Origin of the sequence: Archaeoglobus sp. (assembly GCF_017656475.1) — an archaeon.
Classification (GTDB): Archaea; Halobacteriota; Archaeoglobi; order Archaeoglobales; family Archaeoglobaceae; genus Archaeoglobus.
Window position 1 is genome coordinate 1 of the sequence record NZ_JACDNT010000032.1, and the last position, 22974, is coordinate 22974.

29 protein-coding genes are annotated in these 22974 nt (G+C 45.7%); 18 read left to right on the plus strand and 11 right to left on the minus strand.

Translation table 11 applies throughout. The annotated features are described in order from the left end of the window. Window positions 1-947 (plus strand): tRNA (N(6)-L-threonylcarbamoyladenosine(37)-C(2))-methylthiotransferase (locus H0Z19_RS09105; RefSeq protein ID WP_290725933.1); only part of this gene is annotated, 947 nt, incomplete at its 5' end. On the opposite strand, the gene H0Z19_RS09110 is transcribed toward H0Z19_RS09105, so the two are convergent. From H0Z19_RS09110 to H0Z19_RS09125, 4 genes are all read right to left on the minus strand, one after another. Next, entirely contained in the window at window positions 939-1619 is a 681-nt protein-coding gene (locus tag H0Z19_RS09110) for a DUF554 domain-containing protein (protein ID WP_290725935.1), read from the minus strand. The genes H0Z19_RS09105 and H0Z19_RS09110 overlap by 9 nt on opposite strands. A gap of 80 nt (window positions 1620-1699) precedes the next feature. Continuing rightward, the gene (locus H0Z19_RS09115; RefSeq protein ID WP_290725937.1) at window positions 1700-2089 is read right to left on the minus strand and encodes a DUF473 domain-containing protein; all 390 of its coding nucleotides are present in this window, start codon (window positions 2087-2089) and stop codon (window positions 1700-1702) included. 4 nt (window positions 2090-2093) lie between these two features. Beyond that, window positions 2094-2813: a proteasome assembly chaperone family protein gene (locus tag H0Z19_RS09120; RefSeq protein ID WP_290725939.1), complete on the minus strand. Its 720-nt coding sequence runs from the start codon at window positions 2811-2813 to the stop codon at window positions 2094-2096. Between the two features lie 26 nt (window positions 2814-2839). Continuing rightward, complete coding sequence (locus H0Z19_RS09125; protein ID WP_290725941.1) at window positions 2840-4282, minus strand: pyruvate carboxylase subunit B; 1443 nt, start codon at window positions 4280-4282, stop codon at window positions 2840-2842. A 124-nt stretch (window positions 4283-4406) separates the two neighbouring features. Between H0Z19_RS09125 and H0Z19_RS09130 the strand changes: the two genes are divergently transcribed. Next, window positions 4407-4601: a hypothetical protein gene (locus H0Z19_RS09130; protein ID WP_290725943.1), complete on the plus strand. Its 195-nt coding sequence runs from the start codon at window positions 4407-4409 to the stop codon at window positions 4599-4601. Window positions 4602-4682: 81 nt separating this feature from the next. Then, on the plus strand, window positions 4683-5219 hold the full coding sequence (locus H0Z19_RS09135) for a GNAT family N-acetyltransferase (RefSeq protein WP_290725945.1): 537 nt from the start codon (window positions 4683-4685) through the stop codon (window positions 5217-5219). Here H0Z19_RS09135 and argF read toward each other — a convergent pair. The 7 genes from argF to H0Z19_RS09170 form a co-directional block, all read right to left on the minus strand. Next, a complete protein-coding gene (gene argF / locus H0Z19_RS09140) occupies window positions 5213-6136 on the minus strand; it encodes an ornithine carbamoyltransferase (protein ID WP_290725946.1) in 924 nt (307 codons plus the stop codon). The two genes, H0Z19_RS09135 and argF, sit on opposite strands and share 7 nt — an antisense overlap. Window positions 6137-6163: 27 nt before the next feature. Continuing rightward, the gene (locus tag H0Z19_RS09145) at window positions 6164-6529 is read right to left on the minus strand and encodes a response regulator (protein ID WP_290725947.1); all 366 of its coding nucleotides are present in this window, start codon (window positions 6527-6529) and stop codon (window positions 6164-6166) included. A gap of 39 nt (window positions 6530-6568) precedes the next feature. Then, window positions 6569-7531 carry a TIGR01177 family methyltransferase gene (locus tag H0Z19_RS09150; RefSeq protein ID WP_290725949.1) on the minus strand — a complete coding sequence of 321 codons (963 nt, stop codon included), beginning with the start codon at window positions 7529-7531 and terminating at the stop codon, window positions 6569-6571. After that, entirely contained in the window at window positions 7528-7854 is a 327-nt protein-coding gene (locus H0Z19_RS09155) for a signal recognition particle subunit SRP19/SEC65 family protein (protein ID WP_290725951.1), read from the minus strand. The genes H0Z19_RS09150 and H0Z19_RS09155 overlap by 4 nt, the downstream gene beginning before the upstream one ends. 4 nt (window positions 7855-7858) lie before the next feature. Beyond that, window positions 7859-8638: a CBS domain-containing protein gene (locus tag H0Z19_RS09160; protein ID WP_290725952.1), complete on the minus strand. Its 780-nt coding sequence runs from the start codon at window positions 8636-8638 to the stop codon at window positions 7859-7861. A 36-nt stretch (window positions 8639-8674) separates the two neighbouring features. Beyond that, window positions 8675-9490 carry a phosphoribosylformylglycinamidine synthase subunit PurQ gene (purQ, locus tag H0Z19_RS09165; RefSeq protein WP_290725953.1) on the minus strand — a complete coding sequence of 272 codons (816 nt, stop codon included), beginning with the start codon at window positions 9488-9490 and terminating at the stop codon, window positions 8675-8677. A 96-nt stretch (window positions 9491-9586) separates the two neighbouring features. Further along, complete coding sequence (locus H0Z19_RS09170) at window positions 9587-10282, minus strand: metal-dependent hydrolase (protein ID WP_290725955.1); 696 nt, start codon at window positions 10280-10282, stop codon at window positions 9587-9589. 102 nt (window positions 10283-10384) lie between these two features. On the opposite strand from H0Z19_RS09170, the gene H0Z19_RS09175 reads away from it, so the two are divergent. From H0Z19_RS09175 to H0Z19_RS09245, 15 genes are all read left to right on the plus strand, one after another. Next, entirely contained in the window at window positions 10385-10894 is a 510-nt protein-coding gene (locus tag H0Z19_RS09175) for a hypothetical protein (protein ID WP_290725957.1), read from the plus strand. 59 nt (window positions 10895-10953) lie between these two features. Further along, window positions 10954-11310: a YlbF family regulator gene (locus tag H0Z19_RS09180; protein ID WP_290725959.1), complete on the plus strand. Its 357-nt coding sequence runs from the start codon at window positions 10954-10956 to the stop codon at window positions 11308-11310. A 30-nt stretch (window positions 11311-11340) separates the two neighbouring features. Further along, window positions 11341-11922, plus strand: coding sequence for a cytochrome c biogenesis CcdA family protein (locus tag H0Z19_RS09185; RefSeq protein WP_290725961.1), 582 nt, complete (start codon window positions 11341-11343; stop codon window positions 11920-11922). Continuing rightward, on the plus strand, window positions 11919-12518 hold the full coding sequence (trmY, locus tag H0Z19_RS09190; RefSeq protein ID WP_290725963.1) for a tRNA (pseudouridine(54)-N(1))-methyltransferase TrmY: 600 nt from the start codon (window positions 11919-11921) through the stop codon (window positions 12516-12518). The genes H0Z19_RS09185 and trmY overlap by 4 nt, the downstream gene beginning before the upstream one ends. A gap of 100 nt (window positions 12519-12618) precedes the next feature. After that, window positions 12619-13242: an archaellin/type IV pilin N-terminal domain-containing protein gene (locus H0Z19_RS09195; RefSeq protein ID WP_290725965.1), complete on the plus strand. Its 624-nt coding sequence runs from the start codon at window positions 12619-12621 to the stop codon at window positions 13240-13242. 11 nt (window positions 13243-13253) lie between these two features. Further along, window positions 13254-13850, plus strand: a complete 597-nt coding sequence (locus tag H0Z19_RS09200; protein ID WP_290725967.1) for an archaellin/type IV pilin N-terminal domain-containing protein — start codon at window positions 13254-13256, stop codon at window positions 13848-13850. A 35-nt stretch (window positions 13851-13885) separates the two neighbouring features. Next, on the plus strand, window positions 13886-14680 hold the full coding sequence (locus H0Z19_RS09205; RefSeq protein WP_290725969.1) for a hypothetical protein: 795 nt from the start codon (window positions 13886-13888) through the stop codon (window positions 14678-14680). A gap of 32 nt (window positions 14681-14712) precedes the next feature. Continuing rightward, complete coding sequence (locus H0Z19_RS09210; RefSeq protein ID WP_290725971.1) at window positions 14713-15201, plus strand: flagellin; 489 nt, start codon at window positions 14713-14715, stop codon at window positions 15199-15201. Window positions 15202-15206: 5 nt separating this feature from the next. Beyond that, window positions 15207-15680, plus strand: a complete 474-nt coding sequence (locus H0Z19_RS09215; protein WP_290725972.1) for a hypothetical protein — start codon at window positions 15207-15209, stop codon at window positions 15678-15680. A gap of 16 nt (window positions 15681-15696) precedes the next feature. Then, on the plus strand, window positions 15697-16431 hold the full coding sequence (locus tag H0Z19_RS09220) for an ATPase domain-containing protein (protein WP_290725973.1): 735 nt from the start codon (window positions 15697-15699) through the stop codon (window positions 16429-16431). 101 nt (window positions 16432-16532) lie between these two features. Next, window positions 16533-18419, plus strand: a complete 1887-nt coding sequence (locus H0Z19_RS09225; RefSeq protein WP_290725974.1) for a type II/IV secretion system ATPase subunit — start codon at window positions 16533-16535, stop codon at window positions 18417-18419. A 3-nt stretch (window positions 18420-18422) separates the two neighbouring features. Then, window positions 18423-20045 carry an archaellar assembly protein FlaJ gene (flaJ, locus tag H0Z19_RS09230; RefSeq protein ID WP_290725976.1) on the plus strand — a complete coding sequence of 541 codons (1623 nt, stop codon included), beginning with the start codon at window positions 18423-18425 and terminating at the stop codon, window positions 20043-20045. A gap of 13 nt (window positions 20046-20058) precedes the next feature. Next, window positions 20059-20688 (plus strand): hypothetical protein, encoded by a 630-nt coding sequence (locus tag H0Z19_RS09235; protein WP_290725977.1) that lies wholly within the window; start codon window positions 20059-20061, stop codon window positions 20686-20688. Continuing rightward, the gene (locus H0Z19_RS09240; RefSeq protein WP_290725979.1) at window positions 20685-21356 is read left to right on the plus strand and encodes a histidine kinase dimerization/phospho-acceptor domain-containing protein; all 672 of its coding nucleotides are present in this window, start codon (window positions 20685-20687) and stop codon (window positions 21354-21356) included. Before H0Z19_RS09235 ends, H0Z19_RS09240 begins: the two co-directional genes overlap by 4 nt. 87 nt (window positions 21357-21443) lie before the next feature. Next, window positions 21444-22974 (plus strand): PAS domain S-box protein (locus H0Z19_RS09245; RefSeq protein ID WP_290725981.1); only part of this gene is annotated, 1531 nt, incomplete at its 3' end.

A 22974-nucleotide genomic window follows, 5' to 3' on the forward strand; every position in this document is an offset into this window, starting at 1 on the left:
ACGGTAGAAGATTCTACACTGAAAGGCGATTCATCGATAAAGCGGGGCTTTCATCCCAGAAATGCAGGTTGAGGAATAATGCCATAGCCATCGTTTCAATCTCTGAAGGTTGTCTTGGGTCATGCAGCTTCTGTGCCACGAGGTTCGCAAGGGGAAGGTTGAAGAGTTTCTCCATGGAGAAAATCGTTGATGAAGTAAAATCCGCTGTCAAAAGCGGTTTCAGGGAGATCCAGCTAACTTCCCAGGATACAGGAGCCTACGGTCTCGATAGAGGAAAGGCGATGCTCCCGGAACTCCTCAGAAAAATTTCAGAAATCGAGGGAGATTTCAGAGTTAGGGTGGGAATGATGAATCCCCAGTATGCGGTCAAAATCCTCGACGATCTTATCGAAGCTTACAGCAGCGAGAAAATCTATAAGTTCCTTCACATCCCCGTGCAGAGCGGGGATAACAGAGTTCTTGAAGATATGAGGCGTAACCATACGGTTGAAGACTACATTGAAGTTGTCGAGGCGTTCAGAAAATCCTTCGATGATGTCCTAATATCGACCGACATAATTGTCGGCTTTCCAACTGAGACGGAAGAAGCTTTCTGGGGGAGTTATGAGCTTATTAAAGAAACGAGGCCGGACATAGTAAACATCACGCGCTTCTCACCGAGAAAAGGAACACCTGCAGCAAGACTAAAAGACATGCCGGGTTGGATTAAAAAGGAAAGGTCGAGGAAGCTGACAGAATTGATGAGAAAAGTAGGGCTGGAGAACAACAGACGTTTTATGGGAAAAGAGGTAAGAGTGCTAATCACAAAGGAGGGCAAAAACGGGAAAAACCTAGCAAGGATGGATTCCTACAGGGCTGTTGTAACGGAAGGAGAAATTGGAGAGTTTGTTAAGGTGAAAATAAAGGACTGCAGGTTCAACTACTTGCTTGGCTCCCCCTTATCTTAAGTGCAGCGCTACAACGATAAGGGGTGCAAAGATTAGTGCGGGAAGCATGTTCCCAACTCTGAGTTTTCTAAGCTCGAGAAGATTTATTCCGATTCCCATTATCAGCAAGCCCCCAGTGGAAGTGAATTCTGCTATTATGGTCTCTGTTACAATGCTGCTTAGCTGAGCTGCAAGCAGAGAGAAGAATCCCTGGTAGATGAGGATGCTGAGGCTTGAGAAGGCTACACCCACACCTAAGGCTGATGCGAGGGCAACTGATGCCACACCGTCCAGCAATGACTTTGCCATCAAAACAGATATGTCCCCGGTTAGCCCCTCCTGAATTGGGCCGAGAATCGCCATGGGTCCAACACAGTACAGCAGGGTTGCCGCAACAAACCCCTCTGAGAACCTTCCCCTGCCAAGCCTTCTTTCAACTCTGTCGCCAAACTTCTGCAGTGCGTCCTCTATTCCCATAATCTCTCCCAGAGCGGTGCCGGCAACCACACTTATAGTGGGTATAAGGACGTTTTTCGTCTCTAAGGCCATGCTAATTCCGATCAGAAGAACTGCCAAACCGAGAACGTTTATTATCGCATTCCTTATGCTCTCGCTGAGTCTTGAGCCAATGGCAATGCCAACAGCGGAGGCAATAACCACTGTGACGGCGTTGATAATCGTCCCCGTTATCATCCCTCTAAATCGTCCTCTGTGATTTAACTCTTTTCTCGATTTACATTTGAAGTGCTCGATTCTCAGCCGATCAGCTAAAGCTATCTTGCATCAAAGTACGACATCTCTACCACATCGCCCTCAATTGTTTCAAGGAAAGCTCCTCTCTTTACCTGGATCATTCTTCCAAGGCTTTTTGGCCGCAACTTTAGCCTCACCACGGTGATTTCGCTCTCCTCTATGTAATATGGAGACTGGTAGAAGAGGGACTGACTCATTATTTCTTTCCCCGTAACTTCAGCAATAAGTCCGCTTACACCCCTACCGAGGTCGTTTATCCTTGCTGGAGTGAGGAAGACGCAGTCTCCGGGCTCAGCCTTCAAAGCAGTGGCAACGTTGTGGGCGCTACGCAGTTCAACGGTCCTGATATTTCTCCTCATCAGCTCTTCTATCACGTTTCTCGATATACCCGTTAGCACCAGACACTTCATGCTATCACCCGTACATGGGGAATTCTTCCTTTCTTTCCTCATGCATCCTTGCCTGCTCGGCCAGTTTCTGCATCTGGGCTTCTATCATCTCTGCTTCCTTCAACAGCTTTTCCACACTAACATTCCAGTTCATTATTTTATTAACAGCCTCGATTAGACTGGCAGCAGCCCTTGGGTCGGGGTTGAAGCCGACTGTCTCACCCAGAAGAACTATTCCGGGCATTTTAGCAGCAACGCACTCGTTCATTATGCTTCCTGCAATTCCCGAAATTGTTCCCGTCTTGAATATCTCGGCATGGTCCTTAACTTCCTCAAGAAGCTCCCTTGTTGTAGCAGCAGCAAAAACCCTCTTCTTGTCCTCAAAGGTTGCAACACCGGCAAAAGAGTAAACCCTTCTCGCATTTATTTCAGCAGCGAACTGGACTATCCTTTTACTCATATCCGACGCAGCCTGTGGCAGTATAGGCACGTCTGAGTGAATCAGCACAAATCCCAAGTCAGTGCTCTGATAAATCCTTACCGGTGGAAGTATGACCCCTTCAAAAAGGGAAGCAACAGGGGGTAGAAGCCTTGAATCCACAACTCCTATCGATTCCAGATTTAGCTCCATAATGTAGTGAGCAGTGGCTATTGTTCCGACAAGACCTATTCCCGGAAAGCTCGTTATCAAAACTGGATTGTCAACATCTACTTTATCAACAATAATTTCAGTTTCAAGCTCCATGCTAAAAATTTAGAAAAAGGTGTATATCACTTTTCTGGCTTGACTTTAACCATGTACCTTTGACCTTCCACCTCAACCTCGAAGCTTCCCTCTATCTTTCCTCCCGCCAACGGGAATGGCTCCTCCGTCGTTTCACCTTTCAGGAACTTTAGACCGGTTTGCGGAAACAGAGCGTAGATTAGCACATCTTCATCGCTCGGATTCTCTATTCCTGCCTCGATAAGCTCCTGCCTCCTCTTCTCGAACTCAGGCTCAAGGAGGTCTGCTGGTCTGCAGTCTATTGGCTTCTCGTCGCCAAGAATCTTCTTTATGATTTCGGGCTTAATTGGGGCTGGTGTCCTTCCGTACATTCCCTTGACAAGGTCCTTGGTTTCCCTCGTAACCACTTTGTACCTCTCTCCAACGAGGACATTTATCACCGCCTGCACACCAACAATCTGACTCGTTGGTGTTACAAGAGGCGGATAGCCCAAATCCTCCCTTACCCTCGGCACCTCCTCAAGCACCTCCTGAAGCCTGTCAAGGGCGTTCTGCTCCTGAAGCTGTGCAATGAGGTTGCTGAACATCCCTCCTGGAATCTGGTAAACCAGCACTCTCGTATCGGGAATCGTTGAGAGAGGGCTAAGGTAACCGGAGTACTTCTCTCTCAGTTTCATGAAGTACTCCCTCGCCTCGAGCAGAGCATCCAGCTTTACTCCAGTATCGTAACCAAGCTCGTTAAGAGCGTAAACCATACTCTCAGTTGGGGGGTGTGAAGTCCCGCCGCTAAGCGGAGACATGCATGTGTCTATCATCTCAGCTCCCGCCTCAACCCCCTTCAACAAAGCCATCGAAGCCATTCCGCTTGTGTAGTGAGAATGAACGTTTATCGGCAGACCAACTTCCTTTTTAATGGCTTTAACAAGCTCGTAAGCGGCTTTTGGAGAGAGCATACCTGCCATATCCTTCAAGCAAATCGAGTCGACATCAAGCTCTGCCAGCTCTTTTGCAATTTCAACGTACTTTTCTATGGTGTGGACAGGGGAGATTGTGTAGCAAATCGTGCCCTGAATGTGGTCAGCACCATATTTTTTGGCAGCTTTAATAGATGAGATAAGGTTCCTTACGTCGTTCAGTGCATCGAAAATTCTGAAAATGTCAAGGCCATTTTCAATCGTCTTTTGAACGAATTTCTCCACAATATCGTCAGGATAATGCCGGTAGCCAACAAGATTTTGTCCTCTGAGCAGCATTTGAAGCTTGGCGTTTTTAACCCTCTTCCTGATCTCCCTCAGCCTCTCCCACGGATTCTCGTTGAGAAAGCGGTGGCAAGAATCAAATGTAGCTCCTCCCCACACCTCAAGAGAGTAAATTCCTGATTCATCAAGAGTTTCAAGAATTGGAAGCATATCTCTGGTTCTCATCCTTGTTGCAAGCAGAGACTGGTGTCCGTCTCTAAGAGTTAGATCAACAATTTTTACTTTTGCCATGTCTCAAGCCTTGTTGAGAAATACAAAAATTTTTTGTTTTTAATATTCTTTGAATGCAGGTGTCGAAGGCAACTGCAAAGATTTTTCGGGAAAGTTTATTTAAGTCAAAAGCCAATCTTACGGCATGAGAGAGATAAAGATAGTACTGCCAGATTTAGAGGATGTAGTTCCAGAAGAGTTTGTTGAGCACATGCTAAACGCAACCAAGGAAATACTACTGGCAATGCGGACTTTAATAGACTCAGGTCTTGACAAGATCGAAGCTGTGGAAGAAATTGCAAAGGCAAAAAAGGAAATAAAGAAGATAGAGATCGAGTAGGAATTTATCATTATATAAACGATTAATATTCTTGAGAAAATAATAAATACTTCCACACCCTACTATTTTTAGGTGTCTGAAATGATAATGGCCAGCGAAGAACCTGTCCAGTTCAACTTTCCGGATTTCAAACCCGTTGTTGTTAAGGACAGGAAGGGCGAGGAAATTCTTATAAGGCAGTATATCCATGAGCAGGACAGGGAAAAGCTGATAGAGATGTACGAGACATACGATCCAGACTACCGCTGTCTCGGCCTACCACCGATAAGCAGGAAAGCCATCGAGAACTGGATTGATTATCTTGCCGAAAACGGATTCGCAATAGTGGCGGAAAAGGATGGAAGAATCGTAGGACACCTTGTAATCGTTCCCACCGAAGATATGAAGGTCGACCTGACAATATTCATACACCAAGACTATCAAAACAGGGGACTTGGACAGGAGATGATGAGGCTTATAATCGATTACTGCAAAAAGGCTGGGTTCAAGGGGATAATGCTCGTAACAGAGAGAAGTAACGCAAGAGCCATTCACGTTTACAAAAAGATGGGGTTCAAGATAGTTGCTCCGTACCACGAGTGCGACATGTACCTTGACCTGACGGAGCAAAATCAGTAAACCTCGTTTTCCTTTCCGAGCAGCTTTAGTAGTATGGCTTTCTGTGCATGCAATCTGTTCTCTGCCTGATCGAAAACGATTGAGTGCTTGCCTTCAATAACATCATCTGTAATCTCCTCCCCTCTGTGAGCGGGCATACAGTGCATAACCACCACATCATCCTTAGAAAGTTTGAGCAATTCATCTGATACCTGGTATGGCTTGAATGCCGCCATTCGTACCTCTTTCTCCGCTTCCTGCCCCATTGACGTCCACACGTCGGTGTAGATAACATCAGCTTCCTTGACGGCCTCTTTCGGGTCTCTTACAAACTGCAGCTTCCCTCCCATCTCCTTTGCTTTTTCAACGATTTCTGGGTTGGGATCATATTTTTCCGGTGTTGAAACCACCATCTTCATTCCCGTAAGCGCAGCGGCAAGAATCATGGAGTTACAGACGTTGTTTCCATCCCCTACCCAGGCAAGGGTGACGTCCTTGAAATCACCCCTGTACTCAGAAATGGTCAGAAGGTCAGCTATAACCTGGCAGGGGTGTTCAAGGTTGCTAAGACCGTTTATTACCGGAACAGTAGAGTACCTGGCAAACTCCTCTACAGTACTGTGCTCTCTCACCCTCATCATTATCGCATGAGCATATCTGCTAAGAACCCTTGCAGTGTCCTTTAATGGCTCACCCCTCCCAAGCTGAAGTTCATCCCATCCGAGATAAAGAGCGTGCCCCCCCAAGTCTGTCATTGCCACCTCAAAAGATACTCTGGTTCTCGTGGAAGGTAGCTCGAAGATCATCGCAAGGCTCTTGTTCTTCAGGTAGTCGGTAACAACACCCTTGTACCTCTCTTCCTTTAGCTTCTCCGCAAGCTTGAGAATCTCGAACAGCTCATCCTTTTCGAGGTCAGCAATTGAGAGAAGGTGCTTCATACCGGTCAAAAATTTGTCGGTAATTAATTAAACTTTCTGTTTTTGAAGGTAATGTTCTATTCTTTCTAAGAGATGCTTTCTGGTAAATGGTTTCTCGATGATTTCCTTGGCTCCCGCCTCAAGAATCTCCTTTCCTCTATGAGCCGCGAAGGCTGTAACACAAATAATCACCGCTTTTGGATACTTCTCCAAAATAGCTTTCGTTGCCTCTACACCGTCAACCTCGGGCATAGAAATGTCCATCAGAACTATATCTGGCTTGAACTTTTCGTAGAGATTGATGGCCTCCCTGCCGTTTAAAGCGACTATGACCTCGTAATAGTCCTCAAGCATTAGCTTCAGAGCCTCAAGAACTGCGAGGTCATCCTCAACAATCATCACTCTTGGCTTCATGCTACCCCACTTTTCCTTTCGTCTGGAATAATATAAATGTTACCTTCTGAACAGATAGATTCTTCTGGTCAGGCTTCTGTGTATTCTCTCTTCCGTCTTTAACTCCATTTCGAAATTTGAAAAGAAGTCCTCAACGTCAATGTTTGTAACAACTGCGGCCTTGCATCCTTTTTTAAGCACCCTTTGAAATTCTTCACTGGTTTTAGAGTAGAGGTCATTAAGATTTCCAGCAGCTTTGGTCGACCTGAGGTATGGATAGTCTGTGGCTATTCCATCTATGCTCTCATCCTTAAAGGGCAGCCTTCTTGCGTCTCCAAGCATAACCTCTCCTGCGATGTTATAGTGCTGAAGGTTTGTTCTGCTGCCCCTGACTATTTTCTCCAGAAAGTCAATTCCAACAGCCCTGATTCCCATGAGTCCCGCTTCAATTAGAAAACTGCCTGTCCCGCACATTGGGTCAAGGAAAACCTCTCCCTCCACAACACCTGTCAGGTTAACCAGTGCTCTTGCCAACTTCGGCTTTATGGCTGAAGGCATTAGAAAAGGCCTCTTATCCGGCCTTCTTAAGTAGAATTGCTTTGTGTCCCTTACAAATTCAAGCAGTCCCATGTAGCACCTGTCTCCACTTATGTAAACTTTGTAAACTACTTCAGGTTTCGAAACGCTGATCTTAGCCCCTCTCTTCCAGAGAATTGCACCGAGTCTCTTTTCGAGGGCAGTTTTTCCGTCAACTCCATTTATCCTTACACAGCAGAGCTTGTCGTAAACAGGTATTTCCTTAAAAACCTGCTCCAGTTCGCTAAAAGTGCAGATGTCGTATAGCCTAATTACCTCATTTGTGTACGCAAGCCTTTCGAAAAACCTCTCCCCAGCGTAATCTAACACCAGAAATCTGCCGTCAAACTGATAGTCCTCAATCCACCCGTAGCGTTCGGCAAGAGCCAGAACTTCTTTTCTCGCTATTTCGATATTATCCGCTGAGAGATAAAAGATGAGTTTCATTTCTTCTTCTTTTTCTTGTCTTTCTTCTGCACCTTCTTTTGCTCTCTTTTCTGCTCTCTCATCTCAGCAATTTTCTTTGCAAGCTCAATCATTAAGTGTGTCTTGCTCCCTTTCTTTTCAACCACTACTCTCCCACCTTCTTCCCACCATGATTTCGGGTACTTCTTCTCCTCAGCCCTGAACTTTAAACCAAGCTGCTTGCACGCCTCAACAAGTTCCTGCAGTTTTACATTCGGCACAGCAAACCTCTTTGGAATTCTCCTCCCTTCACTCCTGCTCTTCTTGCTGTCAAGGTTAGCTGTCCAGACAACGCACTCTTTCACAACCTCACCCCATGTTTCTGAAGGTTATCTCAACCAATGGGTGTGGAACATCCTCGATTATCTCGATATCTCTCACGGATTTAAGCCCTTTCTTTCTAACAAGCTTCTCTATTCCAAGCTCTATATCCTCCGGGACTTCAATGATGTAAGCGTCAAGCTCCTTTATGCCCAGCTTTGCTGCAGCCACAACTCTGTGGTGCCCATCCACGAGGTAGTAGCGCGAATCTTTTTTTATCACAACTATTGGCTCCGCAAGACCTCTTTTCAATTCGTGAATTCTCCCTTTAAGCTCATCTGCATATATCCTCGACTGGGTGGGAATAAGTCTTGCCGTTTCAACTTTTCCCCTTTTGACTTCCGTCCTGACTCCATGAACTTTCTCGATTGTTTTCTTCAGCTTCTCCACCTTGTCCGGATCAACCTTCTCAATCTGACTTCTTATAACATCGGCATTGGAGATAATGCCAACAAGCCTGTTATCCTCATCAACAACCGGAAGCTTCGAATGCCCGGTTCTGAACATAACCCTCGCCGCATCCCTTAAATCCATGAAATCTCTTGCCACATACAGCTCTCTTGACATGATGTCTCTGATCTTCGTTTCAGGGAGCTTGTCTAAAAGGTCAACTGCAGAAATGTAGCCCACAACCCTCATGCTATCATCAACAACGGGAAAGCTGTCGTGACCTGTTTTTCGAACAAGTTCAACAGCATCCCTGACAGTGTCATCTGGCTTTAACGTGCAAACATTTCTCGTCATGTAGTCCTTAACCTTAATGCTCATTACAGAAGAAAAATTGCAGCAAGCTAAAAACTTTTGCTAAAGATTTTCGAGGTAATCAACAACGCTCCTGAAAATACAGTATCCGTCCCCGTAGCCTTCTCCTTTTCCCACCTGGTAGCCGAAAAATGCCCTCTCTGGGTGAGGCATCAGGCCAAAGACTGTATGGGATGCGTTGCATATTCCTGCAATGTTGTAAAAGCTTCCATTCGGGTTCCATGGGTATCCCGCATACTCTCCTTTATCATCAACGTATCTGAAAACGATCTGGTCGTTGGAGATCAGCCTTTCGAGGTATTCTTCCTCCTTTCCAGAAGGGAAGACTACTTTGCCCTCTGCATGTGCAACGGGGAACATAACCACATCTTTTTTGAGAGTTTTGACGAAAACGCATTTTTCGCTCTCCTTTTTGAGAAGAGATGGTCTGCATTCAAACCTGCTTGAGTCGTTCATAGCTAAAGCCATCTCCGGTTTTTCGGCTAAAGGCCTGTCCTCATCAAATCCCGGCAGGGCGCCAAGCTCAACGAGAACCTGAAATCCGTTGCAGATTCCGAGGATAGGGTAGCCCATCTTAATGAACTCCTCCAAATCTTTTCTGAGAACACTCTTTACTCTTGCAGAAAATATTGCCCCAGCCCTAATGTAATCCCCCGCTGAGAAGCCGCCGGGAAAAACGAGGCACTGATAGTCAAAAACACTTCTCTGCTCTTCAAACCGTATCATGTCGCTGTAAAACTGCTTTACGTGGACAGCCTCTGCTTCAACCCCAAGACTTTTAAAGGCTTTAACCGTCTCATCCTCGCAGTTGGTGCCCTCCATCCTCAGAACTGCAACTCTGATTTCCCCTCTGTCCATACTAAAGCTTCTTGCTGCTATCTTTTAAGCTTTTTCCAATGTTGTTTTCCAAGTATTATGCACACTGGGTATAAAAAAGAAGAAGATTACTTAAGATTACTTGTTGTACTCGTAGCTCTCTCCCGGTTTCAGGATCACAACCTCAACATCAAGCCCTTTAGCCTTCACAGCCTTTCTGAAGTCTTCTGGGTCTTTCTCGACAAGCGGGAAGGTGTTGTAGTGCATCGGTATCGCCACCTTTGGTTTGACGAGTTCCAATGCCTTGACTGCCCCCGCTATACCCATTGTGTAGTAGTCTCCGATGGGAAGAAGCATAACATCAGGCTTGTGAAGCTCTCCGATTAGCTGCATGTCCAGAAAAACATCAGTGTCGCCGGTGTGGTAAACTCTAACGCCGTCCATTGAAACAACATAACCCGCTGGCAGACCGGCACTTATTATGTTTCCCTTTTCATCCTCAACATCTGCCGAGTGCCATGCTGGAACCATCGTTACTGCAATGCTTCCCGTTCTGGCAGTTCCACCCATGTTCATTCCCATCGTCTCGACATCGTATTTTGCAAGAATTCTTGAAAGCTCGTGGATGCAGATTATCGGAGCGTTGTTTTTCTTTGCTATTTCTACTGCATCTCCGAGGTGGTCTCCATGTCCGTGGGTTACGAGAATGTAGTCCGCCTTGATATCTTCAGGCTTTACAGGTGCGTTGGGGTTGCCCGTCAAAAACGGGTCAATCAAAACCTTCGCGCTACCCTCAAGCAGGAAGGCCGCATGCCCAAGCCAGGTTATTTTCATATAATTATCTCCACATGAGTAAATTTAACGTTTTTTCCAATCTTGGAGGTAATTTCAATTTTGTGAGAAAAATTATTTTAGCTATCAATCCATTTTCGATACATGGAACTAACAACACCAGAGAGAATACTGTTTGAGACAGAGGTTTACGAAGTTGACGACGACCTGAAGGTCAAGAAGGGGAATGTAAAGATAACGGAAAGCAGAATAATGTTCAGAAGCAACGGGAATGCAAAGCTCCTCTACATCTCAGGAATACAGATGGTTGAAATCAAGAAAGAGAACAGGTGGGGATTTCTCATAGGAGGGATGATTCTTCTCGTTAGTTCGGCTATAATGTACCTTTTAGGGCTGGAATTTGGTGTTGGAAGTTTCTCATCAGCCCTGATGTTTTTTGTTATACCAACTGCGTTTCTTTTCATTTCTCTGCTCCTTCTCTACTGGTGGTTCGTCACGAGGTCTTACCTGCTCGACATGCACACAAACTTCGGGAGAAAGCTCAGAATCAGGAGTAAGAGCAAGGAAGACCTTTACGAAATCGCAAATGCAGTTGAGCTTGTGAAGATGGGTGCCGTGAGAATGCTTCAGAGGAAGGAGAAGGCATTTGTTTGAAGGGAAACATTAATATAGTCCTGAAAAAGATGTGAAGAAATTTAAAAAGGGTGATTTGAATGTTGGATGAAGGAATTAAGGCTAAGGCCATTGAGCTGGCTGAGAGCATAAAGGGTTTGGGAGAATATCGGGAGTTTCTCGAAAACGAGAAGCTTCTTAAAGAGGATGAAGTTGCGCAGGAGCTGCTTGTCGAATTTCAGCAGAAGCAGCAGGATTTCGTGACAAAGCAGCTCTCTGGAGAGTATGATCAGGATTTGCTGAGTGAGCTTACCGAGTTACAGTCAAAGCTTAATGCGAGAGAGAGTGTTGTAAGGTTCATCGAATCCTACAACAGGTTGCTTGCGGTAATCGGAGAGGTTGTGGATCTGATAAGCGAGAAAATTGAGCTGGATATTGGCGAAGTCTACAGAAGATGAATTTAAATATACATTTCTTTTTCTATTTTCATGCTTGAGTTGTTGATGGCCTTCGCTCTCGGCATTTTGTCCATCTTCTCTCCGTGCGTCCTTCCCGTGATCCCTTTAATTTTCGCAGGTTCAAGAGGGAGAGCGTTGGATGCTTTTCTTATTGTCGCTGGGCTGACCTTCAGCATGCTGATAACCGGCTACACAGCCTCGCTGTTTTTCGGTGTATTCAGGACGGTAGCCATGCTTTTCCTTCTCCTCTTCGCAATAATTCTGCTCTCCGATGAGCTCGAAGAGAAAATTTCAATATTAGCATCAAGAATGACCTCAAAATTATCCTGGAAAGCCCAAACTCTGCCATCTTTCTTTTTTGGAATGTTCCTAGCTTTTCTGTGGCTCCCATGCATCCTCCCATTTGCAGGCATCGCTATAAGCCAGACTCTGCTTTCAGAGAACCCGCTTGTAATGCTTTCTTACGGTCTTGGAATGGCTCTAACCATTGCATTCGTCTTTAAAGCTGGGGAGAAGTTTGTAAAAGCTAACTTCAACAATATAAAAAGGATTGCAGGCATAATCGTGCTCGTATATCTTTTCTACTTTGCCCTTACGGGGGTGGTTTTTTGAGAGGATTTCTTGTTGTTGGCAACAAAGCCGTCACTGAACCTTTCAGCCTTAATGACCTGCCAGGGGCAGGAAGAATGGACGTTCTCTGCCGTTGCACCTCTCAGGCTCTCTTCATTTCTCACGGCATAAGAAAAGACGTGGAGGTATACCTTCTCCTCCTCGGCCCACCTGAACCACCGAAAGTGGTACTGGTTAAAGGCAACGAAGTGAAGAGGATGTCCCCAGACGAGAGGAATGTAGCAGGTCACATAAGGAAAGCTCTAAGCATTGAGAGCGGCAAAAGGTGGAAGAAGGTGCATTCAGGCGTTTATGTTTCGAAAAAAGGGCTCGAAGAACTGCTGGAGGAGCTTAGCAACAGCTACTCCTTAGTTTATCTCAAAGAGGATGGTGTTAACATAAGCAAAGCAAAGCTGCCGTCAAACCCCCTCTTCATCCTTGGCGACCATGAGGGGCTTACTGAAGAGCAGGAGGAGGTTGTTAGAAATTATGTTACCTTAAAACTCTCCCTCTCCCCCCTCTCCCTTCTTGCGGAGCAGTGCATCGTCATTGTGCATTACGAGCTTGATAAGCCGACTTACTCTTCTGAAATTTCGTAAAGGAAATTTCAACTTAGAAAAAAGTAATTTCAACATATAAGAAAATTCTTATATATTGTCAATGTCTGTTTTAAGGTTGAGGAAGGTGTGAGGTGATGGAATGGTGAGAAGTAGAATTGGAAAATTAAGAAGGGACGAGAAGGGATTTACAGGGCTTGAAGCGGCCATAGTGCTGATAGCGTTCGTAGTGGTCGCGGCAGTGTTCAGCTACGTCATGCTGGGAGCCGGTTTCTACACCACACAGAAGTCAAAGAAGGTCGTTGACACCGGAGTAAAGCAGGCTTCGAGCAGCCTTACGCTTGACGGGCAGTATATCTACCTGAACTGTACCGGCCATACGGGTTCCAACGGTAAAGCGAACCAGATATACTTCTATGTAACACAGACTGCCGGAGGCTCTCCGGTTGACCTCAACATGACTTCTATAGCAATAACAACTGACCAAGGGTACAAGCAGCTGTTCTATGACAAAGACAACTGTACATCAACTGGCGGTGCAAACTGCCCGTGGTGGTATGATGACACAATAGGTGATGGAGATAATGTGGTTGAGCCAAACGAGAAGTACAAAATTGTTATTGACCTCGATACTACAAAATGGCCAGGTATTGGTGAACTGAATCCAAACGACGTTGTTACAATTGAAGTCCGCCCGCCAATCGGTGCACCGCTGACTATAACCAAGACGTTGCCGCCAAGCTTTACAAATCTGACCTTCGTCTGAGGTGATGCGAAATGTTGCGCAGATTTGTTAAAAATGAGAAGGGTTTCACGGGCCTTGAAGCTGCCATCGTGCTGATAGCGTTCGTCACAGTGGCAGCGGTGTTCAGCTACGTGCTGCTCGGTGCAGGTTTCTTCGCAACTCAGAAGGGTCAGGAGACTGTACACACTGGCGTTAAGCAGGCCACTAGCAGCATGGAGCTTGTTGGTAGCGTTGTTGCAATGGGTGATACATCATCCGATCCAAACAAGATAACGAATGTCACATTCACACTGCAGCTTGCCGCTGGTGGACAGCCAATCGACCTCAATAAAACCGTGATTACCGTGCTCGTTCCAGCTGACGGCGACTATGTTGAATATGTATACAGTAACGAAACTCTAGATGAAACTCACTACAAGGTTACATGGATAAACTCTCTCCAAGGTGACAACCCTGACAACTATTTGGAAGAGTTTGAAAAAGCAGAAGTAGTCGTCAAGCTTGACAATCTTAACATCAACGAAAACGACGACTTCATAGTTGAAGTCAAGCCACCAATAGGTGCTAGCTATCCAATTGAACTCAAAGCTCCACCAGCCATCGACGATGTGATGGTGCTTCTCAAGTAATTTCCCAATTTTTTAATTTTTTAGAGGTGATTTCCATGGAGGTCGATCAGGCAGCGATTGACGAGATTCTGGCAAGTGCGGAAGCTGACACTCCTGAGAGCAGAATTGAAAAGCTTGAGAAAGAAGTCGACGTTCTCAAGGGTTCGGTGAAAAAGCTTCTGCTCGATTTGAGGGAGACGCTGAACAACCTCGAAAATCCGTTCCAGAACCTTCAGAACCTTGCAGAAGGTGCTTTGCCCGCAATGCATCAGCAACCACCTGTTCAGCAAATACAGGTTGTTCCCGCTCAAGTTCCTGAGCCAAAACCTCCAGAGCCTGAGGAGCCTGAGGAACCCGAAAAATCTGAAGAAGAACCGGAAATTGGTGTGGAGGAGGATTTTGTTGAAGAGGTGGAAAGAAGTCAGGAGTATGGTAAGGAGGTGATGCCCGAAGAAGGTGAAGAAGGTGATATTGTGGGCAGGCAGGTTGAGGTTTCTGAAAGCAAAAAAGAGAAAGCGGTAACTGAGGCATTTATGGCGAGAAAGAAAGAACCAGAACACATCACAAAGTACGACATTGTAACACTGTTCAACCTCATGGACTGGGTGAAGGGCATGCTGGAGAAGTACACTCTCGACTCGCTCAGACTTATGCTCGAACTGTTCGCGTCAGCAGGTTACATATCCGATGATGCGAGAGATTTTGTCTGCAAGGTTGCCGAGCTAATTGCTCTGAACGATGGATTCGAGGACATGCTGCTTGAGCTCTACAGACTGCACAAGCTGATGAATCCTGCCGATACGAGCATGGATTCAAAGCTGCTTTCGTTGATACTGGAAAAGAGGCTGTGAGGCCGTGAGAGCGGCTGCGCTGAGGTATTACGATGGCAAGGGAGGTGATATCCACATCGATCCTGATGATAGCTACAGTAGTAGCGGTTACCGCTGCCATAATGGTTATTTTACCCGCAGTTAAGGATTTAGCTCACTCTTATACATCAGTTTCCGGAAATCTGAACGAGAAAGTTGAAACCGATATGGAAATAATTTTCATCAAAGTCACAGGCGACACTTCGAAGGTTAACGTTTATTTTTGGGTTAAAAATACAGGGAGCACCAGACTCGACACGGACCTTATAAGCATGAGCGACATCTTTTTCACATCCCCCACTACATATCTCCACTTCACAGCTTCTGACAGCTCGGTCTCATTCTCCATAGAGAACGGCGATGGCGATGAGTACTGGGAGAAGGGAGAGACGCTGAGAATTGCAGTCGAGAACATTGATGCCACCCAGATGCCCAAGGACGAGTACCTGCTTACCTTCGTCCTTTACAACGGTGTAAGGGCAGACGACTACTTCTCGTGGTGATGACTATGGGTTTTGACACAGTGGTCGCGGCAATAATGGTCACAGCGATCATCGTCACGGTTGCATACACCTTCCTTGCCGGAACTACGACAATTGCCGAGTTCTCGGTTGAGAGCTACAAAGATGCTGTAAACTTGGCAGTAAAAAAGCTGAGGAGCGACATCGAAATTCTAAGCATAATTTACGACAACTCGACTTCAGAGATCATCGCCACTTTCAAGAACACTGGCGATGAAAGGTATCCTGACTTCACCGAGTTTGATGTTATAGTTTACGGCAGAACTTCTGAAGGGGAAATGATTTCATTCTACGTAAACTCTACTGTGTTCTCAATTTCCAAAGAACTGATCAATCCAGGAATTTTCGATCCTCAAGAGGTGGCAAAGCTTGAAGCCGCGCAGCCGCTACAAAACGGCACCTACGTACTTCTAATCTGCACACCCAGTGCAGTTTGCGACAGTGTGGATTTTAGTGTTTAGAAAAGGAGGTGAGATTGTGGTTGAGAGTTTAGCTGATTTGGAGGAGGAGAAAAAAAAGAACATTCTATCAAGCGGGAATGGTGAGATAGACAAGAGGCTTGGAGGAGGCATTCCACTGGGTTCTTTAACGTTAATCGAGGGTGAAAACGACACTGGAAAATCTGTGCTGTGCCAGCAGTTCGTTTTTGGGGGGTTGATGAGCGGACACAACATTGCATACTACACCACTGAAAACACGATAAAGAGCTTTTTAAAGCAGATGGAGTCACTGAGCCTTGACGTATCAGATTTCTATGCATGGGGGTATCTCAGAGTTTTTCCTGTTCACCTTGAAGGTATTGACTGGAGCACCGAGCAGATGAGGAGCATACTCAACCTTGTTGCAAACCATATCAAAACTATAAGAGAGAACATTGCTATCATAGACTCTCTCACGATGTTCACAACGTACTCCACCGAAGATGATGTTCTGGAATTCCTAACGAGGTTGAAGAACCTCTGCGATAACGGAAAAACGATCCTAATCACACTTCATCAGCACGCATTCAAGGAGGACACTCTCGTCAGAATCAGGTCGGCATGTGACTGTCATCTCTTTCTCAGAAAAGAGCAGGTCGGAGACAGGTATGTTAGCGTTCTCGAGGTTTCAAAGATTCGCGGAGCGAGGAAGACTACTGGCAACATAGTCAGCTTTGAGGTCCATCCGGGGTTTGGGTTGAAGATCATTCCAGTTTCAGAAGCAAGGGCATAACTTAATAGCAAGTTGCAAAGTAATCCCAAAAATGAAAGCAAATGTTATTAGCAAAGAACGTTCATAGTAGTAATAGTAATTATAATGAACGGGGGGAGGATATGGTGGGTAAAGATAGTACGTTAGACTTCAGTTTGAAACCGAAGGGACTGAAGCAGGGAGTTGTTGCAAACTTCCCCTTCAAACCAAGAGAGCTTGAGGACGAGCACGACCACACAAACCTGGCGTCATGCGGGATCTACAAGCTCCTCCCCGACAGAATGAAGAAAGAGGTTGAGAAGAACCTACATCTCCTGGAGTACCTCCATATCCTCCCCTTAGATAAAATTGGAATTCCGAAGTTCGCTCCCAAGCTGGACAGAAAGAAGCATGGGGATCTTGACAGACCTAACCTGATCTACCCTGCTGATGAGCAGATTTACATCCATGTTTATCCCGACAAGAACGACATGAGAAACTTCTACATCCCTATAGAGCCAACTTTGCTTACAGGAGTTGATGAACTTCTCAAAGAGGTCGAAATCAGACTTGTGGATTACATCACCGACATCGACTTCGATCCTGAAGATAACGAGGAGAAGGTAAAGATTCTTAAGGAAGCGCTCAGAGAAGTTTGCGAAATTGTTGACAAGGAAGAATCGTTTATAGAGGACAACAGAGCAGAGGTGAGATTAACACCCAAATTCAAATTTTCTTTTAAGCTCCCGTTTTTGAGGAATAGCAAGAATGGCGGCAGTTTGACAATGGGAAAACTGAGAGTAACCTCACAGCAGTTTAAGGCTTTAGAGTATGCTCTGATAAGAGATAAGGTTGGTCTGGGTGTGCTTGAGCCGTACATAAGAGATAAGTACATTGAGGATATCTCGTGCAGCGGTCTTGGGCCAATATTTGTAGAGCACAAGATTTTCAAAGGATTGAAGAGTGTTATAGAGTTCAGAGACGAAGAAACGTTGAACAAGTTCATTATTCGACTCGCAGAAAGGATTGGGAAGCCAGTCACCTACAAAGACCCAATTGTTGATGCTACACTCCCTGATGGAAGCAGAATTAACATCGTTTTCGGTAATGACATAAGCAAGAACGGCAGCAACTTTACCATCAGAAAGTTTAACGAAACACCGTTCAGCGTTCTGCAACTCATAGAATTTGGCTCTCTTGACTACATGATTGCTGGTTATCTATGGCTTCTTATCAGTGAGGGTATGAGTGGATTTATTTGCGGTGAAACGGCCAGCGGTAAAACCACGTTGCTCAACGCTATTACTGCCTTCATCAGGCCGGAGGCAAAGGTTGTTTCAATCGAAGATACGCCTGAGCTTCAGGTTCCGCACAAGAACTGGACGAGAGAGGTTACAAGAGGTTCAACGAGAGCGGGAGGGATAGGAGAGGGAGGGGGAAGTGATGTTACGATGTTCGACCTTCTGAAGGCTGCTTTGAGACAGAGGCCGAACTACATACTGGTTGGTGAGATTAGAGGTGTTGAGGGCAACATAGCATTTCAGGCCATGCAGACAGGGCATCCCGTCATGTCCACCTTCCACGCTGCCACAGTAGAAAAGCTGATTCAGAGGCTGACGACAGAGCCGATCAGCGTCCCTAAAACTTTTATCGACAACCTGAACTTCGTGGTCATTCAGAGCGCTGTGAGGAGGCCTGACGGCAAGCTCGTCAGGAGAGTTTTGAGCGTTAGCGAAATAGTCGGGTACAACCCGCAAAAGGGTGGTGTTTCCTTTATTGAGGTTTTCCAGTGGGATCCTGTTACGGACACACACGTTTTCACAGGCTATGGAAGCTCATACCTGCTCGAGCAGAAAATCGCGACGAGGCTCGGAATTCCGCCAAACAAGAAGAAGCTAATTTACGAGGAGGTCGAGAAGAGGGCAAAAATTCTGAAAAAACTCCACGAGCAGGGAATTACAGACTTCTACGAGTTCTTCAAGTCCATATCGAAGATCTACAAGAGCGGATTGCTCGCTATTAAGGTGTAGCGTATGGAGGTAAAAACTGTCAAGGTTCCGAAGCTTTCAGCAGGATTCGGGAAGTTTGGAAAGGTATTTGATATTCTAAAGAGTAGTGGGAAGGACTTGTTGATGGACAACGATCTCCTCTTTACTCTCACATACATGGCATCGCTTTCAACCGCGAACCTTTCAAGAGACAAGATTTTTGAGATGGTTTCAGAGAAGAAGGAGTACGCTCCGAGCAGATACTTCTCAAAGGTGAAAGACTTAACCCAAAAATGGCATTACGACTACGCAACTGCATGTGACCTTATCGCCGAGAAAATCAGACACGAAAGGCTAAAGAAGCTCTTCAACAGAATGGCAAATGCGATAGCAGCAGGAGAGCCGGACAACGAGTTTCTTGAAAGGGAGTGGAGGGCCTTCAAAACCATAAGGAAAGACGAGTATGAGAGAAACCTTGAGAGCTTAAGGAAGTGGAGCGATGCCTACACGTCACTCCTCGTTTCAGCATCGCTGATTTCTGTAGTTGTTCTGCTTTCAGTAGTTATATACAGCACAGGTGACCCTGGAGCTACTTTAATTGCTTCCGCCTTTGGGAACTTCGCAATATCACTTTTCGGAGTTTTCATGCTTTTCAAGGCTGTGCCGAAGGATAAAAAGGTGCACGACCTCAAAATTAAGTCAAAAGAGCAGGCAACAATTTCAAAACTCGTCCCCCTACTCTTACCCATAGCACTTATGGCAGTGCTTTTCCTCACAATACTCCCAACACTACTGAATTTAACAGGGGGACCCGGTATTTTGCCGAAAGCAGATTACAGGGGGCTCGGTTTTCTCCTTGCAGGACTGGTTCTTCTTCCAGTAGGCTATCTTGCGAAAGTTGACGACAAGAAAATCAGCATGAGGGATGAGGCTTTCACATCCTTCATCAGGAGCCTTGGAGCTATAAAGGCAGGAGCTGGTGTTTCTGTTGCAGAGGCTTTGAGCAGGATAGACCAGAAGAATCTCGGTGAGCTGAGAGATCTCGTCATCCAGCTTTACAGAAGGCTTTCGATGGGGCTTGATGCGAGACTGTCGTGGGAGAGGTTTGTGGGGGAGAGCGGAAGCTATCTGATCAGCAAGCTGACCGCAATATTCGTTGATGCAACAGATTTGGGAGGGGATGCGGATGTTGTTGGGGAGATAGTTTCGTCATCTAATTTAGAAATGGTTCTGCTTAGGCTGAAGAGGGATTTGATTTCATCGGGTTTCATAAACCTCATAATACCTTTGCACTTGGCCATGGTGGCATTGGTGCTTTTCATCACGCAGATTCTCTCTATATTCTCGGAATACATTTCAAACCTCTTTGCAAGCCAGCTTGGTGGTGTCAGCACTGGAGAGGTCTTCAGCAAGATTCCTGGAGGTATGCAGGGGTTAAACATCGGCATATTCTCCGGGATCCCAACAGACCTTCTGAGCCAGTACTCTGTGTGGATAATACTCTCTCTTACCATAGCCAATACTCTTGCAGCAAATGTCGTCAAGGGCGGAGGAAGGTACCTTTACCTCTACTACGGAGCGATATTCGCAATACTTTCAGGGCTGCTGATGCTCGTAGTCCCCCCAGTTGTAGAGTGGGCCTTTACTCTTCCGTCATTTGTGGAGTAGGAGGTGATGCATCATGATTGAGATGTTGATAGGAATCGCATTTGCGGGGTTCATCCTCGCAGTCCCGTACATCTACGAGAGAGTAGGAGGTAAATTCACGCTTGCTCTGCCAAAATTGAGGAGCAAAAAGGAGATCGAGGAGAAAATAAAGGAAGTGGATAAGGAACTTGAAGAGGTTGTGAGTGCAGGAGTTGAGATTAATCCAAAACATGGGGAAGAGAAAGTAGTACCTATTGATGACGCAAATACGGTACCTGATGATAACCTGCTTGAAGAAATGGAGACCGCTTCAGAGATAAAAACGGAAACAGAAACAACTGAGGAGGAGGAGAAGCTTCCAGACATACCCGATTTGCCTGAGCTTAACTCAGACCTCGATATGGACTTCGAAGAATTAGGTCAGGACATACCCCTTGAATCGGATGAGGATGAAGAGGATGAAGAAGATGAGGTGGAAGAGGTGGAGTTCGACGAGGAGGATGACCTGATTTCAAGTCTGGCAAAGGAGGTAGAAACCAAGGAGGAGGAGGAAATTGACCTGCTAAGAGACCTGAAAGGTCATAAATTCTCTGCTGAGGAGCTTGAAAAAGAGCTCCAAGAGACGATACAGAGGCTTAAAGCGTTAGCAGGAGGGAAAGGATGAATGAAGAAGTTCAGCAGTTGAGAAGGATAAATAACCTCCTCTTCAACGCTTTCACACTTTCAAGTCAGATCTGGATGTTCAAAAGTAGGAAAGAGATGATTCAATTTTTCTGTGGAATTATTTTCGAGGATGAAGCATGCACAGCTGTTGTCGTTTCTGACAGAGATGGCGAGTACTACCAGATGGACGAGAATGTCATGAACTGCAAATTCCTGAACTACAACCCCAAAGTGTTCAGCATCGTCGACACTCGATACTGTGAATGTGAAAAGGTCAATCACAGGTATCTGGCAGTTTTTCCCGTTTTGGGAGAGACTTCGGTATACGTGTTTTTGAAGGAGCAGGACGAGGAGTATATTCAAATCCTGAAGGAGATGACTGCTGTGCTCGGTAGAGCTCTTGAATTCCTCGAAATTCAGAAAGAAAATGAAGAAATACTAAGAAGGCTAAAATCGAACCTTCAGCATTTCCAGTTCCTGTCTGATAGGCTCAGAAACCCTCTTGCAATAATACAAGGTGTAGCTGAGCTTGCTGATGAGCTATCTCCGAAAAAGGCCTTTGAAATGGTAAAGAGAAGTGCCGAAAAAATGAAAGAAGTTCTCGACAGCCTCACAGAGGCTGAGGTATCCTCCATAAATCTCTACGAGGAAGTCTTTTCCAAACGCTAATTACACTTCTGAATTTTCTTATTCGAAATTTTACTTTATAGAGAAAATTTTATTTTTTATTTTAGACTATCAGCTAATGGTGGTGTTATGGATGAGGAGCTTTCAAACCTGATTTCGGCTTTGGGGGATGATGATGCTGTAGCAAGGCTGAAATCCTTGCTGGAGAGCTCAAAAGCGGGATCCAAATCAGGAGACTGCAGAAAGGAGAAAGAGGAAATAGAGGAGCTACGAAGGAAGCTCGCTGAGACAGAAAGGGAGCTGGAGAGAACAAAAAAGTTCGTTGGCGAGCTGGTAAGGCAGATTCCAAAACCAGCTTTCGTCCTTTTCCTGAACAAGGATGGTGTTATAGAGTACATTAACGAATACGCTGCCGAGATTTACGGGGCAGAGCTTTCGGAGATGATAGGCAAGAGACCTTCAGACCTCGCAAGCAATGTTGCTGCGGGGGGAAAAACGTTTGTGGAATTGGCGTTCGAGAAAAAAATGAAGATTGAGGGTAAAGAGGGGTTCCTGGAGGTCAAAACTGGCAAGGCGATGCCGATACTGACTTCATGTGCTCCAGTGTACGTGGATGGAGAATTTGCAGGAATGGTAGACTTTTTCATAGACATCACCGAGCAGAAAAGAAGGGAAGAGGAGACGAAGAAGGCATATGAGCTTGTCAGGGAAGTTTTCAAGAATTTGCCAACCTACGTGATTTTCGTTGGGGAAGACGGGTTGATTAAGTTCGCTAACAACAATGTCGCAAGGCTTGCAGGCTTCGAAAATGCTGACGAAGTTATAGGACTGAAGCCCGCAGAGGTTGCAGTAATACACAAAGACTACTATGATAACGCAAAGAAGATAGTTGAAGCAATAAAGAAGAGAGACAGAATTGAAAATGTCGAGGTTAAATTGGTCGGAAAGGGTGGCAAAGAGTTTGTAGCATCGACGTCCATATATCCCGTTTACGTTGGAGACAGCTTTGCAGGATATATTGAAGTCTTTTACGACATCACAGAACTCAAAGAGAAAGAGAGAGAAATGAAAGGGTTGGTGGACAGCACGCCAGTTGCTGTAATGTACATAGACTCCAACCACAACGTCGTTTACTGGAACAAAGCTGCTGAAGAGCTTACAGGCGTCAAGGCAGAGGAGGTAGTGGGGACAAATAGAACCTGGTATCCGTTCTACGATCAGGAAAGGCCAGTGCTTGCTGACTTGGTTCTCGACAATCCGCACGAGGCACACAAACTTTACGATGTTATAAAGAGGCACCCGGTAATTGAGGGGGCGTTTTTGACTGAAATGTGGCTGAACTTCCCCAGAAAAGGAAAGAAGGCGTACGTCAGAGCCACCGCTGCCCCAGTTTACGACGAAAATGGAGGGGTTATAGGGGTTGTGGAATCGATAGAGGATCTGACCGCAATTAAGGAGAAAGAAAGAGAAGTCGAAGAAATGCTTGCCTATACCAGCAAATGTCTACACATGCTCAGCAACGGCATAAGGGAGCTGCAGGCGGGCAATTTAGGAGTAAGGCTTGAGAAACCAAAGGATGATGAGTTCGGAGAAACATTCGATGCGTTCAACGAGTTCGCTGAAAGGCTGCAGGAGATAGTGAGAAAGCTGGCCGAAGACA